Origin of the sequence: Tundrisphaera lichenicola (assembly GCF_051175385.1) — a bacterium.
In the GTDB taxonomy this organism is placed as follows: domain Bacteria; phylum Planctomycetota; class Planctomycetia; order Isosphaerales; family Isosphaeraceae; genus Tundrisphaera; species Tundrisphaera lichenicola.
In genome coordinates, this window is record NZ_CP195106.1 from 3,611,193 (window position 1) to 3,627,468 (window position 16,276).

16 protein-coding genes are annotated in these 16,276 nt (G+C 67.0%); 6 read left to right on the forward strand and 10 right to left on the reverse strand.

Annotated elements, in window-relative coordinates; genetic code table 11:
• Nucleotides 1-238 precede the first annotated feature (238 nt).
• A complete protein-coding gene (locus P12x_RS14380; RefSeq protein WP_435011560.1) occupies nucleotides 239-1,315 on the forward strand; it encodes a DUF1559 domain-containing protein in 1,077 nt (358 codons plus the stop codon).
• Between the two features lie 88 nt (nucleotides 1,316-1,403).
• A complete protein-coding gene (locus P12x_RS14385) occupies nucleotides 1,404-1,823 on the forward strand; it encodes a hypothetical protein (protein ID WP_435011561.1) in 420 nt (139 codons plus the stop codon).
• 238 nt (nucleotides 1,824-2,061) lie between these two features.
• On the opposite strand, the gene P12x_RS14390 is transcribed toward P12x_RS14385, so the two are convergent.
• The 3 genes from P12x_RS14390 to P12x_RS14400 all read right to left on the reverse strand — a co-directional run bounded on the left by P12x_RS14390 (nucleotide 2,062) and on the right by P12x_RS14400 (nucleotide 4,735).
• Nucleotides 2,062-3,180 carry a DUF1559 domain-containing protein gene (locus P12x_RS14390; protein WP_435011562.1) on the reverse strand — a complete coding sequence of 373 codons (1,119 nt, stop codon included), beginning with the start codon at nucleotides 3,178-3,180 and terminating at the stop codon, nucleotides 2,062-2,064.
• An 83-nt stretch (nucleotides 3,181-3,263) separates the two neighbouring features.
• Nucleotides 3,264-3,716, reverse strand: a complete 453-nt coding sequence (locus P12x_RS14395) for a hypothetical protein (RefSeq protein ID WP_435011563.1) — start codon at nucleotides 3,714-3,716, stop codon at nucleotides 3,264-3,266.
• Between the two features lie 221 nt (nucleotides 3,717-3,937).
• On the reverse strand, nucleotides 3,938-4,735 hold the full coding sequence (locus P12x_RS14400; RefSeq protein WP_435011564.1) for an inositol monophosphatase family protein: 798 nt from the start codon (nucleotides 4,733-4,735) through the stop codon (nucleotides 3,938-3,940).
• 106 nt (nucleotides 4,736-4,841) lie between these two features.
• Here P12x_RS14400 and P12x_RS14405 point away from each other — a divergent pair, with 106 nt between their 5' ends.
• Nucleotides 4,842-5,495: an HAD family hydrolase gene (locus P12x_RS14405; protein WP_435011565.1), complete on the forward strand. Its 654-nt coding sequence runs from the start codon at nucleotides 4,842-4,844 to the stop codon at nucleotides 5,493-5,495.
• Between the two features lie 10 nt (nucleotides 5,496-5,505).
• Here P12x_RS14405 and P12x_RS14410 read toward each other — a convergent pair whose 3' ends face one another.
• Both P12x_RS14410 and P12x_RS14415 read right to left on the reverse strand, forming a co-directional pair.
• Nucleotides 5,506-6,054: a hypothetical protein gene (locus P12x_RS14410; RefSeq protein WP_435011566.1), complete on the reverse strand. Its 549-nt coding sequence runs from the start codon at nucleotides 6,052-6,054 to the stop codon at nucleotides 5,506-5,508.
• A gap of 25 nt (nucleotides 6,055-6,079) precedes the next feature.
• The gene (locus P12x_RS14415) at nucleotides 6,080-7,543 is read right to left on the reverse strand and encodes a M64 family metallopeptidase (protein ID WP_435011567.1); all 1,464 of its coding nucleotides are present in this window, start codon (nucleotides 7,541-7,543) and stop codon (nucleotides 6,080-6,082) included.
• A gap of 293 nt (nucleotides 7,544-7,836) precedes the next feature.
• Between P12x_RS14415 and P12x_RS14420 the strand changes: the two genes are divergently transcribed.
• The gene (locus P12x_RS14420; RefSeq protein ID WP_435011568.1) at nucleotides 7,837-8,208 is read left to right on the forward strand and encodes a hypothetical protein; all 372 of its coding nucleotides are present in this window, start codon (nucleotides 7,837-7,839) and stop codon (nucleotides 8,206-8,208) included.
• A gap of 76 nt (nucleotides 8,209-8,284) precedes the next feature.
• Here the strand turns inward: P12x_RS14420 and P12x_RS14425 are convergent, their stop codons facing one another.
• The 5 genes from P12x_RS14425 to P12x_RS14445 all read right to left on the reverse strand — a co-directional run bounded on the left by P12x_RS14425 (nucleotide 8,285) and on the right by P12x_RS14445 (nucleotide 14,687).
• On the reverse strand, nucleotides 8,285-8,416 hold the full coding sequence (locus tag P12x_RS14425; protein WP_435011569.1) for a hypothetical protein: 132 nt from the start codon (nucleotides 8,414-8,416) through the stop codon (nucleotides 8,285-8,287).
• Nucleotides 8,413-8,670: a hypothetical protein gene (locus tag P12x_RS14430; RefSeq protein ID WP_435011570.1), complete on the reverse strand. Its 258-nt coding sequence runs from the start codon at nucleotides 8,668-8,670 to the stop codon at nucleotides 8,413-8,415. Before P12x_RS14430 ends, P12x_RS14425 begins: the two co-directional genes overlap by 4 nt.
• Nucleotides 8,671-8,790: 120 nt before the next feature.
• Entirely contained in the window at nucleotides 8,791-12,357 is a 3,567-nt protein-coding gene (locus P12x_RS14435; protein ID WP_435011571.1) for a response regulator, read from the reverse strand.
• A 148-nt stretch (nucleotides 12,358-12,505) separates the two neighbouring features.
• Nucleotides 12,506-13,111 (reverse strand): ankyrin repeat domain-containing protein, encoded by a 606-nt coding sequence (locus tag P12x_RS14440; protein ID WP_435011572.1) that lies wholly within the window; start codon nucleotides 13,109-13,111, stop codon nucleotides 12,506-12,508.
• Nucleotides 13,112-13,172: 61 nt separating this feature from the next.
• Complete coding sequence (locus tag P12x_RS14445; protein WP_435011573.1) at nucleotides 13,173-14,687, reverse strand: FGGY-family carbohydrate kinase; 1,515 nt, start codon at nucleotides 14,685-14,687, stop codon at nucleotides 13,173-13,175.
• 260 nt (nucleotides 14,688-14,947) lie between these two features.
• Between P12x_RS14445 and P12x_RS14450 the strand changes: the two genes are divergently transcribed.
• Nucleotides 14,948-15,328, forward strand: a complete 381-nt coding sequence (locus tag P12x_RS14450; RefSeq protein WP_435011574.1) for a hypothetical protein — start codon at nucleotides 14,948-14,950, stop codon at nucleotides 15,326-15,328.
• A gap of 286 nt (nucleotides 15,329-15,614) precedes the next feature.
• On the forward strand, nucleotides 15,615-16,247 hold the full coding sequence (locus P12x_RS14455; protein WP_435011575.1) for a methyltransferase family protein: 633 nt from the start codon (nucleotides 15,615-15,617) through the stop codon (nucleotides 16,245-16,247).
• Nucleotides 16,248-16,276 lie beyond the last annotated feature (29 nt).

A 16,276-nucleotide genomic window follows, 5' to 3' on the forward strand; every position in this document is an offset into this window, starting at 1 on the left:
GCGGTCCCCCGGCCGACTCCGTCAAGTTCCGGGAAAACCCACCGATCCCTCGAGGGATGTCCCGGATTGATCGCTTGATATCGTCCAATCCATCATCTCGTCTCCCATACCCGAGCGGGCCGGGCATCATCACGGATCCCCTCGATGCCGGCCGTCGGGCCCCGCTGGCGGTCGAGGCCCTACTTTTCCTGGCCGGTCTTCGACGACCCGCCGCATCCTCTTTCGGAGGTCCCTCTCGATGGATCGTCACCGTGGTCGAGCCGGGTTCACGCTGATCGAATTATTGGTCGTCATCGCCATCATCGCGGTCCTGATCGCCTTGCTCTTGCCGGCCGTGCAGGCGGCCCGCGAGGCCGCCCGGCGTGCCCAGTGCACCAACAACCTGAAGCAGATCGGCCTGGCCGTGGCCAACTACGAAAGCACCACCAACGCCTATCCGTATGGCAACGGCCCCTGGTGGACCGAGTGGTCGGCCCAGTCGATGCTCCTGCCCTACATCGAGCAGGCTCCAGTCTACAACAGCATGAACTTCGCCAGCACCCGGCCCGTGGGCAGCTACCCGGGAGGCAACGCCCTGCCGCACGACGGCCTGGTCAATTCGACGGCCGAGTACACCAAGATCTCGCCGTTCCTCTGCCCGTCGGATGTGAGCCGCTTGACCAGCGCCTGGGGCCCCAATAATTACATGTCGAACACCGGGTCGGCCCCGAACTCGTTCTACGGGGGGGACGGGACCGGCAGCAGCGGGTCGGGCGGGCCGATGTCCGGGCCGTTCATCTTCACGGGGACCGACAACGGCCAGAGCGGCACCCATGTCGGCGTGGCCAGCGTGACCGACGGCACCAGCAACACCGCCGCCTTCAGCGAGCGTGTCAAGGGGATCGGCAATTACCAGACCTCCACGCAGTTCGACGGGGGCAAGCCGAGTGCCTCGCTCTCGATCATCGGATTGGTCCCCCGGGGGACCGAGACCACGCCGCTGACCCACTACACGGCATGCATGGCGAAGCCCCCCACGCCCAACGCCAGCGGGGGCGATCAGGCCCAGGATATCGGCGAGGAACTCTCCGGCGGGAGCTGGTCGTCCGGCCTGGCGGCGGCCTCGCGCTATGCCCACGTCATGCCGCCGAACACCTGGAGCTGCCGCTCGGGCGTCGAGATGTCCTGGGGGGCCAGCAGCCATCACCCGGGGGTCGTCAACGTCCTGTTCCTCGACGGGACCGTCCGGGCCATCAAGTCGACCGTCAACCGGACCGTCTGGTGGGCCCTCGGCTCGCGGGCCGGCGGCGAGGTGCTCTCTGCGGACTCCTACTGATCCGAGGCTCGACGGTTCTCCCCGGCGTGTCGCGACTCCGGGACGCGACACGCCGGTTTTCCTCCGACCCGGGATGATTCGAGTCTCCATGATGCATCGACGGATCGCGATCGGGATCATCCTGCTGGCCGCCGGCTGCGGCGACGGCACGCCCCCGATGGATACCTCGCAGTCGCAGGTCAAGGTCTCGGGGATCGTGAAGGTGAAGGGCAAGCCCGTCTCGGGGGGCCAGATCAAGTTCGACCCCAGCAACGCCCTGCGACAGGTCGGCTCGTTCACCGCCGAGATCGGCCCGGATGGGACCTATTCGGCGGTGACCTACACCGGCGAGAACGTCGTGAGGTTCTCCGGAGCGATGCTCAAGGCCAACCCCGAGATCGGCCTGACCACTCGTTTCTGTAACGTCACCGCGGCCGAGAACGTCTTCGACTTCGACCTCCTGGGCGAGACCGACCAGGTCCGCGGGCCGACCTATAGCCGGAAGGGTGCCAAGACCGGCAAGAGATGATCGAGCTCATGCCGGGTGCCTCCCCCAATCGGGGCTGCCCGGGCCCATCGGTTCGGCGGCCGGAACCCGGGCGGTGAGCCGAGGGTCCGGGCCTCGCCCGCCCCCGATTGTCGCCCGCGTGCCGGGCCTTGAGGTCGGGCGGAAGCACTGCCCCGCACGCCTCCGAAATGGCGGCGGCCCGGGTTCGAACCCCGGGCCGCCGCCGTGACCTCCCTGCAACGTGCCGTACGTCGTCCGCTCAGTATGAGTCGGCCGAGACGACTTCGCCCCCCTTGGGTGTCACGAGCTGGCGGAGGACCAGGACCGAGGTAGTCTCCTTGAGGAACTTCACGCTGCCGTCGCCGAAGAGGATGTTGGCCCCGCCGGGGTGGAAGCTGAAGATCTCATCATTGTTGGCGGCGTTGTTGTTGACCTTGTTGATGCCGTCGGTGGGGTCGGGCCCGGCGGTCGGGTAGGAGGTGCTGTAACGGGCCAGGCCGAGCCGGGTCTTGTTGTTGTTGATCTGGCCGGAAACGCCGAAGGCGCCATCGGCCTCGGCCCAGCGCCAGAATCGGCGGGGCAGGCCGGCGTCGAAGTACTGGTCGCGGACGGCGGCGAACGGGGAGTGCAGCGGCGAGGCGGTGCCGTTGGCGTACATCGTGTTGGCGATGTAGCGGGCATCGCGGCCGGCGTCCTCGGCGATCATCATGGTGTTGCTGGTGCCGTCGGTCACCTCGCTGATGCGGGTCTGGCTGACCTTGAGCAAGCCGTCGGCGCGGTCGCTATTGTTGCGGTAGGGGGTGATGGCGGTGAAGCCCAGCCCGCCGACGACGCCGGTGGCGCTGATGTCGGTGTAGCAGGGCGCGCCGTAGTCCTGGACGCCGTAGCCGAATTGGAGGCCGGCCGAGAGCCCCGACTCGGCCGGGTCCTGCGCGTCGCGGCCGCCTGTGTTGTCGCGGACCGACGAGGGGCAGAGGTAGGTGTTGATCACCGTGCCGGTGGCGGTCTTGTTGGCGCCCGAGGTGTGGGTGTAGGGCAGGCTGAAGTTGTAGGCGTTGGTGACGTTGGTGCCCTCGAGGAAGGGCAGGAGGCGGACGAAGACGCCCGGCTCGTCGAAGATCGTCCGGGGCGGCGTGGCGGTGAAGTCGGTGCCCTGCCCGGCCGGCGGGAATGAGCCGTTGGTGCTCTCGTAATTGTGCAACGACAGCCCTATCTGCTTCAGGTTGTTGGTGCACTGGGCCCGGCGGGCCGCCTCGCGGGCGGCCTGCACCGCCGGCAACAGCAGGGAGATCAGGACGGCGATGATGGCGATGACGACCAGCAGCTCGATCAGCGTGAAGGCCGAGCGGCGGGCGTGTACCGAACGAAGGCGATTCATCGAGGGGGAACTCCCGGAGCCAAGGGGGCCTGGGGGCTGGGCCGTCCCGCACGAAGGCCGGGAGCCCAGGCCGCCGGGCCGGCTCACTTGAGGATGAAGGGGGGAAGCTCGTTGGCGGGCTCGGCCTTGACCCTGGCGGTCAGGCCCGAGGTGGTCTCTTTTCGATACTTGCCGGGGAAAGGCGGGCCGGACCGCTTCCTGGACGACGATCCCTCCGCCGGCGTGTCGGGGTCGACCTCCACTCGGACCATGTACTCTCCGGCTGGCGCGCCGGGGGCGACGCCGGCGGTCATCACAGAGAAGGTCCCGTCCGTGGTGACCATCCCCGAGACCGGTGGCGTCTTCTCGTCGCCGGAGACGAAGACCACTATGCCCGATGTCAGGGGCTTGCCGTCGGCCAGGACGACCTTGCCCTGCACCGGGTACGTCGCGACTCCGACGTCAGGCCGGGATTCGCCGCAGCCGACGACCGCCGTGGCGAGGAAGGCCGCGGCCCAGTGCCTTCGAATCCGGCCAGCCGAGGGATGCTTGCTCATGATCGAATCAGATCCCCATCGTGCCGGGGGCCGCCCCCCCGCCGATGACCTTGCACATGACAACTCGATCGCGGACGGGAAGTATAGAGACTCGCTTTGAAATATCGATAAAGTTAATGTGAATATTATGTTAGTAAAAATCCATATTTTTTTGAAATTCGATTGCAAGCCGCTTCGCTCGCGGATGGAACCCCGACCCGGGAGCCCGGCGGCCCGCGGGATCAATCCGGCCCGCCGGGGTGGTGTGCCTTGAGGATCTCGATCATCGCCGGGTGGAGCAGCCCATTGGTGGCCAGGATGCTGGACTTGCCCAGCGGGAGCGAGCCGCCTCGGGCGTCGGTGACCAGGCCCCCGGCCTCCTCGACGAACAGGCGACCGGCGGCGAAGTCCCAGGGGGAAAGCTCGAACTCGAAGTAGGCCCCGAACCGGCCCAGCCCGACGTTGCAGAGGTCGAGCGACGCGGTCCCGAACCGGCGAATCCCGTGGATCATCGCCCGCTTGAGGTCGCGGACGGCCTCCAGGGTGGCCTCCATCATCGCCCCTCGATCGTAGTAGAACCCGACGCCGACCAGGACCTCGTCGATCCGGGCCTGGGTCCCGACCTCGACCTTCCGGCCGTCATGGAAGGCCCCCTGCCCTCGGGCGGCGACGTGCCATTCGTCGCGGATTGGGTTGAGGATCACTCCGCACTGCGCCACTCCCCCTCGGTAGTAGGCGACCGAGACGCCGAAGTGCGGGATCTGGTGCGCGAAGTTGTTGGTCCCGTCGATCGGGTCGACGACCCAGAGATGCTCGGCGGCGGCATCCCCCTGGTAGGCTTCCTCGCCCAGGATGGCATGATCGGGGAACGCTGCCTTGATGACCCCGGCGATGGCGTGCTCGGCCTCGATATCGGCGTCGGAAACGAGGTTCGAGGCCGACTTGCTCCGCATCTGGACCCCGTCGCGGAAGTAGCGAGCCGCGACCTCGCCCCCGGCTCGGGCGGCCTGTTCGGCGATGGTCTGCTCGAGCGTGGTCATCCGGTCGGGCTCCTTCGAAAAAGCGAATCGGGGCGTTCGAGAGGCGAGATTATTATACTGGGGAACTCCGCCCCGACCGACCCCCCTGCCCCTCCGAGGCCCCTCGATGACCTTCCGCGCCGTGATGTTCGACCTCGACGGGACGCTCCTGGATACCCTGGCCGATATCGCGACCGCCGCCAACCAGGCCCTCGACCGCGAGGGGATGCCCACCCACCCGTCCGCCGATTTCCGGCGGTTCATCGGCGACGGCGTGGCCATGCTGTTCCGGCGGGCCTTGCCCCCCGACCGGACGGACGATGCCCTGGTCGGCCGCTGCGTCGCCGCCTTCCACGACGCCTATTCCCGGGTCTGGCACGATCAGACCCGCCCTTACGAGGGGATCACCGAACTCCTCGACGCGCTGGTCGGGCGCGACCTGGTCCTGTCGGTCCTCTCGAACAAGCCCGACGACTTCACCCAGCTCTACGGCAATCACTACCTGGCCCGCTGGCCGTTCCGGGTCGTCCTGGGCCAGCGCGACCACGTCCCCCGGAAGCCCGACCCGGCCGGGGCCCTGGAGATCGCCGATCGCCTGGAGATCGACCCCGCCGCGTTCGTCTACGTCGGCGACTCAGGCGTGGATATGAAGACGGCCAAGGCCGCCGGGATGTTCGCCGTGGGCGTCTCCTGGGGCTTCCGCCCGGTCGAGGAGCTAAGGGCCACCGGGGCCGACGCGATCATCGATCACCCGTCCGAACTCCTGGGACTCCTCGAGTGATCGGCCCGGCTCAGTAGGGCGACTCGGGCGGGATCGGCAACCAGGGCCTCCAGGCGGCCTCCAGGTATTCTTCCTTGTGAAGCCGGTGATACTCGGCCCAGGTGATCCGATTGGCGCGGGAGTTCCGCCGACTTGGCAACATCATCTTCGTGATGAATTGAGCCGCGGCCGGCGGCGAGATTGGCATGTCCTCCGAATAGTCGCGTGCTCCGGTATCGGCCTCGTAGCCATAGATGAATTGACGATGGTTCGGCCTCCCCAGGAGAAACATCGTCCGCTCCGGATCGCCGGTGGCTTCGATGATCGAATCGAGGTCGCGGGGCTCCGGCCCCATGGCTTCCAGGGTCTTCACGATGAAGTCGGTTCGGATCAACCGTTCCGATTCCCCGCGAGCGGAGATCTGATTCGACAGCTCGAGTGAACCGTGGATCATCGCCCGTTCCTGGCAGTAGTCCCATCGACGCTTGAGTCGAGGGATCTGCACGGCCAGGCCCAGGACGATCGCGATGACGGCCACCACGATCATCAGCCGACGAATCGTGATCCTGGCCTTTCCCATCTGGGCCTCGTTGGCGGGTTGATCGTCACTCGTCGTAATAGTGGATCACCTTCACGATCGCGCGGGCGCAGACGGGGCAGAAGGGCTTGGTCCCCTTGGAGAACATGATGCAGTCGATCGCGGGTCGGTAGAGCCCGGTCGAGGTGTAGCCGGCCCCCTCGAAGGCCCCCACCTTGCCGGCGAAATCGTCCTTCTCCAGGAGGGCGTCGGCCTTGTCGGAATGCTCGCGCGAGAGCTTCTCGGCCTCTTCCTTGATGGCCTCGATCTCCTTCTCGGGGGCATCGGCCCTGCTGGCGGCGGCGATCTTCTCGCTCAGGGCCTCCCGGAGCTTCTGGTAGGCGTTGTCGGCCTCGTCGAAGGTCTTCTTGGCCCAGGGGGTCGGCAGCGGGGTGTCGGCGGCGACAAGGTCCTTCCACTTCAGCTTCGAGGGGTCCAGGAGCGCCGTGACGTTGGGCTCGATCGGCTCGATCCCTCGGGGGAAGAAGTCGGTGTAGGCCACCGACGACGTGTAATACTCGTCGGCCAGCGCCGCGAACGTATGGCCGAACTCGTGGAGGAACACATAAGGGCTCCACTGATTGTCGGCGGTGAAGGTGCAGTACAGGTTGTAGATCCCGCCTCCCCCGTATCGGGGGGTGTTCACCATGATATACAGGACATCCCAGGGGGCGTGGGCGGCGACCTCCTGGAGGGCGCGGTTGTCCTCGGTCAGCAGGTAACGCTCCGAGCCCAGGGAGTCGAAGCTGGCGCCGACGGCGGTGGCCTTCCAGTTCCCCCGGCCGGGCTCGTCGCATCCCTGGTCCTGCGAGGGGAGCCAGGCCCCCCGGACGTTGAAATGGTCCTGCTTCGAGGCGAACGGCTCCTGGGCCAGGAGGACCCCGGTGAACCGCTTCAGGTCGTCGCGGAGCTTCGCCTCATCGGCCTTGGTGTACCCTTCGGCGACGATTGCGACGTCGACTTTGGAATGGTTGTCGCCCGCGATGTGCGTGTCGATGACCGTCACCCCGTCGCGGAGCGGTTCGCGGGATACGGCCTCGGGATCAACCTCGGTTTCGAGCAAGGTCTTGTCGGACCGATCCTTCTGGCGAACCTTGATGAGTAGCTGGACCTTGCCCCTGGGGAACGGGACCAGGGCGCTCGCGTGGTAGGTCCGCTTCACCCCTCGGGCGGCCTGCGCGGTGGTCCGGTACTCGCCGAAGTAGGAGTCGAGCCGTCGGGAGAACAGGAGGTCGCCGGTCCCCGGGTCGCGGATCTCCACGAGCGTCCGGCCGACCTCGAAGGGGTCGATCCGGTGAGTCCGGCTCCCCGCCCAGGTCCCCTGGCGTTGGAGTCGGTCCAGCGTGATGAATTCGTGGGCGGCGTCGCCCCCCTGGAGGTAGTCGACCCGGAGCGTGGCGTCGAGGAACGAGCGGTCGAACGCGGAGATGTCGTCGGCCCGGAGGCTGCTGGCGAGTCCGATGACGACCACGAGGCAGGAAGCGATGCGCATGCGAGTCTCCCGGGCGCCCCGGGCCGGTCGGTGGATGGTCGCGACCGACTCCCCGGCTCCCGGTCCCGACCTCGGGGCATCATGATCTCGATTGGAGCCGATCGGGGCCGAGGTTTCCAGAGGACGGCCCCAGGGTTGACTTCGCGGAACCTCGACTTGTGTGACGGGTTGGGATCGGTGATGCTTGGAGACGTGTCGACGAACCGAGGCCGATGCGGGCCCGCCGAATTGTCGCGTTCCCCTACCTCCCAAGGGAATTCCTCATGACCCATCGAGGTCGAGTTGGCTTGTTGGTGATCCTTGCAATCGGCCTGGTGACCACCTCGGCCCTCGGGCAGCGGCCCAAGGCCAAGGCCAGAGATAAGGTGGTCGGCACGATCTGGAAATTCACCGCCATCCAGTCGCGGAAGGATTTGAAGGACGGTACGGCCATCAACGGCCGGTTTCGCGTCTACAATTACGAGGTCTTCCACGGGATCAAGAAGATCGGCTACATCAAGCCGGATGGCCCGCTGAACAGTCAGATGGTCCTCGAAGACCACCCGAAGTTGAATGGGATTTACCAGCTGACCAGGGTCGGCAAGAGGCCGGAAATCTGGGCCGGCGAGGTGAGCAAGTCCGACGGCTCGAAGTTGAAGGTGCGGTTCGAGGTTGTCTCGTACTGAGATCCGGCCCGTCGACGGGAAAGGCCGGGGGATCGAAGCCCCGGCCCTGATGTCGTCGAGCCGAAAGGGCTCGGCCTCATCGCCAGTCGGGCATGTCGGCCGACTTGAGGTCTTCCAGGGGGAACTCGACCCGGCCCTCGCCGTCGGCTTCGAGAATAATGAGCTGGCCTTTCGTGGCCACGCCATTCGCCGGCACGTCGAACTTCACCAAGGCAATCCGCTTGCCGTTGGGGGACCAGCCGGCCGAGAGGTTGTGATGCCTGCCCGCCGAGAAGACCGACAAACCCGGAGGACCAGCGGCCCGTGCCGCTCGACCAGGACGGCGAACGCCAGCTCGGCCGCCTTTCCTCGTCGGTTCGCGAACCGCTCCAGCAACTGGCCGTCGGTCAAGGTCCCGGTCACGCCCACATTGAAGAGCGTGGCGAGCTGCCGAGCCACGGCGCCGTTTCGTCCGATGCCCACGTCTATCGCCCCTCGCCGGTGATTGAGCCCGTCCATCACGGGTCAATGTTACCGGAAGGTGCCCTGGTTCCGACTTTTTCCAGGAATCGAGGACTCGAAAGCAGCCTGATCGACTCATCGTCATGCGGGGGAGTGGGCCCTTGAAGCCCCGACCTCCTCACGGAACCGCTCGACGGCCCGGGCGAGTTCGCCTTCGATTACGCCGGCCCCGGCCAGATTGCCGGACTTGCTCATCACCTGGAGCTTCAGGGCCGGTTCTGCGATGGATTTGGCGGCGAAGTTGCTGGCCACGCCGGAGACCGTATGGGTCAGGCGTTCCAGGGTGGCCGAGTCGCCGGATCCGAGGGCCTCATGGATCGCTCCCAGGAGCCGAGGGCAGTCGTCGAGGAAGAGGCCGACGACCTCGTCGAGCAACTCCGAGTCGCCCCCGAGATTCTCCAGCGCGGCTCGTCGGTCGAAGCTGGGTGGTCTTCCGGCGTCCTCGCCCGGTCCCCGGGGCGGGGGGTCCGCCTCGGGCCAATCGATCCGTTCCAGGGCGGATTGGAGGGTGGCGGCCTGGATCGGCTTGGAGAGGTAGTCGTCGAAGCCGGAGCCCAGGCATCGCTCGCGATCGCCCGCCATCGCGTGCGCCGTCAGGGCGATGATCGGGGTGCGTCGTCCGCGACCTTCGCGGAGCCGGATGGCGGCGGTGGCCTCGAACCCGTCCATCTCGGGCATCTGCACGTCCATCAGGATCAGGTCGAATTGGGCCGAGTCCGCCGACTCGACGGCCTCCCGTCCATTGCCGACGATCGTGACCTCGTGACCCAGGCTTTCCAGCATCCGACCGGCCACCTTCTGGTTGACGGGGTGGTCTTCGGCCAGGAGGATCCGGAGGTATCGCCTCATCGGCTTCAGGTCGGCTTCCATGGGCTGCGTCGCCTCGACCGGCAAGAAGCCATCATCCGGCCCGAGGACGTCCATGACGGCGTCGTAAAGGTCGGAGTGGCGGACCGGCTTGCTCAGCCAGCCGCCGATGCCCAGCTCGCGGAAGCGGCCCGACTCATCGGAGCCGCCGGAGGTCAGCATCAGCATCCTGGGGCCATCCGGGCCGAGTTCGCCGAGGATCCTGCGGGCCAGTTCGGTCCCGTCCATCCCGGGCATCATCCGGTCGAGCAGGACCAGCCGGAAGGGGTCGCCCTGACCGGCCGCCTCGGCCAGGATCGTCAGGGCCTCGGCCCCTCCGCTGGTCGATCGGGGGCGACATCCCCATTGGGTCAGGAGTTCTTCCAGGATCAGGCGGTTGGTCCGGTTGTCGTCGACGATCAGGATCGGCAGGCCTTCGAGCCGGCCTGACACCCTGGACACCGCGGCGGTCCTTTCCTCGGGGTCCGGCTCCAGGTGGGCCGTGAACTTGAAGATGCTGCCTCGTTCGGGATGATCCTCGACCCAGATCCGGCCGCCCATCAACGAGACCAGGCGGCTGGAGATGGTCAGGCCCAGTCCGGTCCCGCCGTATTTCCTCGTGGTCGAACCGTCGGCCTGTTCGAACGGCGCGAAGATGGCGGCCCGTTTCGCCTCGGGAATGCCGATCCCGGTGTCGGCCACGGCGAAGTGGAGTGCGCCATCCGGCCCGGCCTCGACCGAGACGCAGACCTCTCCGGCCTCGGTGAACTTGATGGCGTTGCCCACCAGGTTCACCAGCACCTGCCGGATCCGTCCCTGGTCGCCGATGACCGAGTCCGGCACATCCGGGGCGACCCGGCAGGCGAGTTCCAGCCCCTTGCCGTGGGCCCTCAGGGCGAGCGATCGGAGGGTGTCGGTCACCGCATCGCGGATCTTGAAGGGGACCGGGTCGAGCGTGAGCTTGCCGGCCTCGATCTTGGAGAAGTCCAGGATGTCGTCGATCACCGTCAGCAGCGCATCGGCGGAGGACTTGACCAGCCCGAGGTACTCGCGCTGGCGGTCCGAGAGTTCGGTGCCCAGGGTCAGTTCGGTCATGCCGAGGATGCCGTTCATGGGCGTCCGGATCTCGTGGCTCATGTTGGCCAGGAACTCCCCCTTGGCCCGGGTGGCGGCCTCGGCGGCCTCCTTGGCCTCTCGGAGGGCCGCCTCGGCCCGCTTCTGGAGGTCGATGTCGGTATGGACGCCGATCCATTCGTGGATCGTCCCGTCCTCGGAGAGGATCGGGATGGCGCGGACCATCATGTGCCGGTACTCGCCGTCGGCCCGACGGATCCGATGCTCGACCCGGTAGGTGGACCGATTCGCGACGGTCTTCGACCAGACTCGGACGGTCTCGGCCCGGTCTTCGGGATGGATCGCATCGAGCCAGCCCCAGCCCCTCAGCTCATCGAAACTCTGTCCGGTGAAGTCGCTCCAGCCTTGCTGTTCCGACTCGAACTCGCCCGAGGCGGGCGTATTCCAGACGATCGCCGTGGTCGCTTCCACCAGCGACCGGTAGCGCCGCTCGCCGAGTATCTTCTGATCGTGGATATCGGTGCAGGTGCCGAACCATCGGATGATCCGGCCCGAATCGTCTCGCATCGGCTCGGCCTGCCCCAGATGCCAGCGATAGGACCGGTCGCTGGTCCGCCGGATCCGGCTCTCGAGCTGAAAACCCCGGCCGGAGCGGATGGCCCGTTTCCAGGCCTCGACGCGGCTGGGGCGGTCGTCGGGGTGGATGACCGAATCCAACCCGCCACGGGCGACCTCCTCGAGGTCCAGGCCGGTATACGCCAGCCCTTGGCGGTTGAAGTAGTCGATCATGCCGTCGGGGTTGGCGGTCCAGACGATCTGGGGGATGGCGTCGGTCAGGATCCGGAGCGACTGGTCCGATCTCCGGCGCTGTTCGTCGAGTCTCTGGAGTGCGTGCGCATTCCAGCCGATGCAACCGACGAGGACCGAGATCGTGACGATCACCCTCGTCGCCGTCGCATATCTGGCGTCGAAGACCCCCGCCCATTCGGCCAGGAGGGCCATCCCGTCCAGGACGATCGGCACCCCGAAGGCGATCGGCAAGAGCCGACGCGCCATCTGGCCGCCCGGGGTATCGCCGGTGATGGCTTTCATCAGTCCGCTAGCCGGCCGGATCGTCAAGATGCCCAGGGAAAGGATCAGCATCCCTGAGGCGGTATGGACCGCCATCTGGTTCAGCGATGCCATCCCCAGGAAGAATCGGACCCCATAGCAGTAGCCAACCAGCGACGAGCCCGCGATCAGGCTCGCCGCGAGCGACAACCAGTGGGCCATGCGATGACCGCAGTCGAGGGCCATAAGGATCATCGCGATCCCCAGCAGGGTCAGATCCAGCGCCGTCGCCGGGTGCATCCGGCCGGGGGCCATCATCGCCACCGCCCCGGGAGAATCCCGGGCCAGGAGCTGGTCGAACCCGAGATCGACGCGGCAGGCATGCTCCAGGAGCGTGAACCAGCCGATCGCCGCGACCGAGGCCGCCAACCCGATCGCGACCCGATTCCGACGCCGGTCCTCCCGGATCCACCCCAGGGCCAGGCCCCCCAGGAGGAACGCCAGCGCCGCGTTCGGCTTCATCGTGACCAGGCCCGGCGCGACGCTCTTGAGGACCTCGAGATCCAGCGCCCAGCCAACCAGGACAATCACCCCGATCGCCGCCGAGGTCGCTGCACAGAGCCTGGGCAGGACGAGCCTCCGGTTCCCATCAGCTTCGAGGGGACGACGATCGCTCATTTCGGATGATTTCTCGAAATCGGCCCGACGTTCGAGGGATTCCCATGGGCAGCCCAACCCCGCAAACGCGCGATGCCGGTCATCCATATTATCTAACTTAGAACATCGGTCGGCCATCCGGGCTTACCCGACGACCCGGATTCCCGGCTCAGCCCCCACGGGCCGGCGCGGCCGGCTTCTTCAGGAACGGATTCGGCTTCAGCTCGATCTTCTTGATCGATTGGAGGTACTCCAGGACGTTCGACGACGGCTCACCCCCCACCTGGGCATGAAAATGGAGCGTGAACCCGTGCGGCCCTCGGGCATCGATCAGCTCGGGCTGGAGGGTCAGGAACGACTTGATCGCGTCGAGCTGCCCCATCATCGCGGCGCAAAACAGGTCGATCCTCGCCCCACGCCCCAGGAGCAACTCGACGATGTCGCGCCGGCCCATGTGCGAGGCCCCACCCAGGCCCGACTCCCAGTCCCCGCCCCCCCAGTCGATCGTCGCGTTGAGCAACGCCGGTTCCCGATCGAGCAGCTTCCGGGTCATCTCCAGCTCGGAATGCGCGAAGATGACGAAGTCCTGGACCATCAGTCGGCAGATCTGGGGCTTCTTCCAGGAGGGCTTGAATTCCGGCGCGGGATAGTCTCGCTCGAAGGCCGCCTCGGTCGGCCCGGGCGCATCGTCGGCGCGGGAAGGCCGTGCCGTCGAGCCCAGGACCAGGCCCGCACCCAGCCCGGTGAACGATCGTCGCGTGATGAAATCTGGCATGGAATCCCTTTGAATTCGAGGAAGTCGGGCAGGGCTCGCCCTGCGATCCGGGGGCTTGCGATCATCCTGGGTTCAGGAGCTGATACAGGCCGACGTAGCGGGAAAAGAGGTCATCGTAGAGGCGTGCCTGGGTCGGATCGGGCTCGATGACCCGGTCGATGCCGACCATGGCCCGGGCGGCGGCGTCGAAATCGGGGAAGATCCTCGCGCCCACGGCCCCGGCCATCGCGGCCCCCAGGGCACAGGTCTCGGGGTCCCGAGCGAGGTGGATCGGGCGTTGCAGGATGTCGGCGTGGATCCGGAGCCAGAGCGGCGAGCGGGCCCCTCCTCCGCCGACGAAGACCCGTCGGACGTCGAGCCCGTGGGCCGAGGCGTCCTCCAGAATATGCCGGGTCCCGCAGGCGGTCGCCTCGTAGAGGGCCCGGATGATGTGGCCCGGCCCGTGGGCCAGGGTCAGCCCGACGATCGCCCCCCGGGCCGCCGGGTTCTTGTACGGGGATCGGTTCCCTTGCCAGTCGTCGCGGACGATCAGCCCCTCCGCCCCGGCAGGCACGGCGACGGCCAGAGCGTCCAGGACTTCGAAGACCGAGACCCCTCGGGCGTCGGCCTGCTCCTGCTCGTTCCCGGCGAAGTGGCGGCGATACCAGTCGAGGATCGACCCGGTGGCGGTCTGACCGGCCTCCAGGGTGTAGAGCCCCTCCACGGTCGCGTCGGGATAGCAGCCCGCCGCGCCCGAGCCGAAGACCCCGGCCTTCGACTGCGCCAGGTGGCAGGTGCTGGAACCGACCGTGATCGAGACGTCCCCGGGACCGGTCGCCCCCATCCCGAGCATCCCCAGGTAGGCGTCGATGCCCCCCTGGGCGACCGGCGTGCCGGGCTCCAGCCCGAGGTCGCGGGCCGCCTCGGGGGCCAGGGTCGCCCCCCCCTGCCCCAGCGGCTCGATCCGATCGGGCCATTTGGATCGGAGGTCGTCGAGCCCGGTCGCGGCCATCATCTTCAACGGCCAGCCCCCTTCGGGCCGGGCGTAGTTCCACTTCACCGCGACGTGGTTCAGCGAGAGCGTCCACTCGCCGGTCAGCTTGCGCATGAACCAGTTGGTGCACTCGACGATCCGGTCGGCCCTGGCGTAGGTCTCCGGCTCGTGCCGCTTGAGCCAGAGGGCCTTGGGCAACATCCACTCGGGCGAGAGCTTGCCCGAGACATACCGGAGGTTCGGGTCGCCGGTCTTCGAGAGGTCGGCGGCCTCGGCCGCGGCCCGCTGGTCCATCCAGAGCAAGGCGGGGCGGAGCGGCTCGGCGTCCCGATCGCACGCGACCACGGTGCAGGCGGTGCAGCTCAGGCCGATCCCGACCACCCGTGAAGGGGCGACATCCCCCCGGATCAAGGCCGCCTTGACGGCGAGCCCGGCCGCTTTCCACCAGGCGTGGGGGTCCTGCTCGGCCCAGCCCGGCCGGGGATAGGACGTGGCGATCGGCTCGGACCCGGTGGCGATCGTCCGACCTTCCAGATCGACCAGGGAGGCGCGAAGGCTCTGAGTCCCCACGTCGAGGCCGAGCACGAGCGGTGAAGCGTTCATGGGGCGAGATCTCGGGTCAATCATCGGTGAGGGTCGGATCGCTCGGCATTGTACGCACTCCCGCGAGTCCGACCAATTCCCTGCCGCCGAGACTCCGGTCCCTACCATCGGGGTCGGCCGATCGAGAATTCGCGCGAGATTCGGGCCGGCGAGTCACCGCTTGCCCGCGAGCCCGTAGAGGTGAGCTACAGTCGAAGATGAAGTATGAAAGTTCTTTAAGCGTGCGATGGTGCCGCACCGAAAGAAGACGAGGTCCTGAAATGTGCCGAGAGGATAAGCAGAGGGTGGTTGGGATCACCGTCGCGGTGGTCCTGGTTGGCGTCGCGATCATGGGCTACGTGGCCTTCAGGACCTACCAGAGGCAGGAAGCGGTCCGGTTACTCGTGGGGGACCGACCCGAGCAAACCCTCGAAATGATGGAGGCCAGCCTGCCATCGGTGTCGGAAGAGGTGCAGCGATTGGTCTACGAGCGGGCCCTCATCGTGGCCGGGAACATCCAGGGGTTCCAGGCCGAAGGGAGTTCCGATTCCACCGGTCGAAGCCTGGTCCCCGACGCGATCCACCGGATCGCCCTCGGGAACGACATCCAGGACCAGGACGTCATCGCGATCGTCCGATGGGGGTGGGCCAATAACTGGTGATCGCTCCAGAGGTTTTCGCCCGAATCGCGTACGGATGAAGACTGGCCGTAAGCCCGGTCTCGGAGCCTCCCAAGTTGGCCGATGATCGGGGTTGGGGTGACCCGCTCACGCTGCTCGAGAGCATGCCACTCTCGCCGAGTAGGACAACGCCCCAACCTGTCGAACCGATGGCGGCGCGACTCGGCTGCATCCGGGGCCCTGCCGTGGTAGTCTGGATCGAGTATCGCCCCAGAGTACCGGAGGTAGGGGATTGTCGATCCGTCGGCCGAGTCCGAGCTTGATATCGGTGACACTTCTCTCGATCGTCCTGTTTTTCGGGCTGGCGGCCTGGGGTTGGGGAGGTCTGGGCGGGTTGATCGGACACCCGGCCCGGGCCGGGGGCCTGCTGGTGATCGGCCTGGCGGCGGCGGCCTCGCTCTTCTCGGGCATCCACCTGGGCGGTTGCTCTCGGCCCGATGCTCACGGTCGATGGCGACTGGTCCCCCTGGCCCTGATCAGTCTTTTGATGGCCTGCTGGCCCGCCTATTCCGACCGTCGAGACCTGGCGACGATCGGCGGGGACACCATCCGTTATCTGGGCCTGGCGCTCTTGATCGTCGGGGGTGTGATGCGGGTCGGTCCCATGTTCCTGCTGGGCGATCGCTTCACCTGGCCCCTGGCGACCCAGCCGGGTCACAAGCTGCTGACGACGGGCTTGTATCGGTTCATCCGACATCCGAGTTATTCCGGGGCGATGGTCGGCGGGGTTGGCTGGGTCCTCCTGTTCCGGAGCGGGCTGGGGCTGGTCCTGGTCGCCCTCCTGATCCCGTTCCTGATCCCGATGATTGGGGCCGAGGAGTCGTTGCTCCTGTCGGAGTTCGGCGAGGATTACCGGGCGTATCGGGAGCGGACCTGGCGACTCTTGCCCTTCGTCTACTGACGGATAGGGACGCGGTGCCGGTTGGGTGT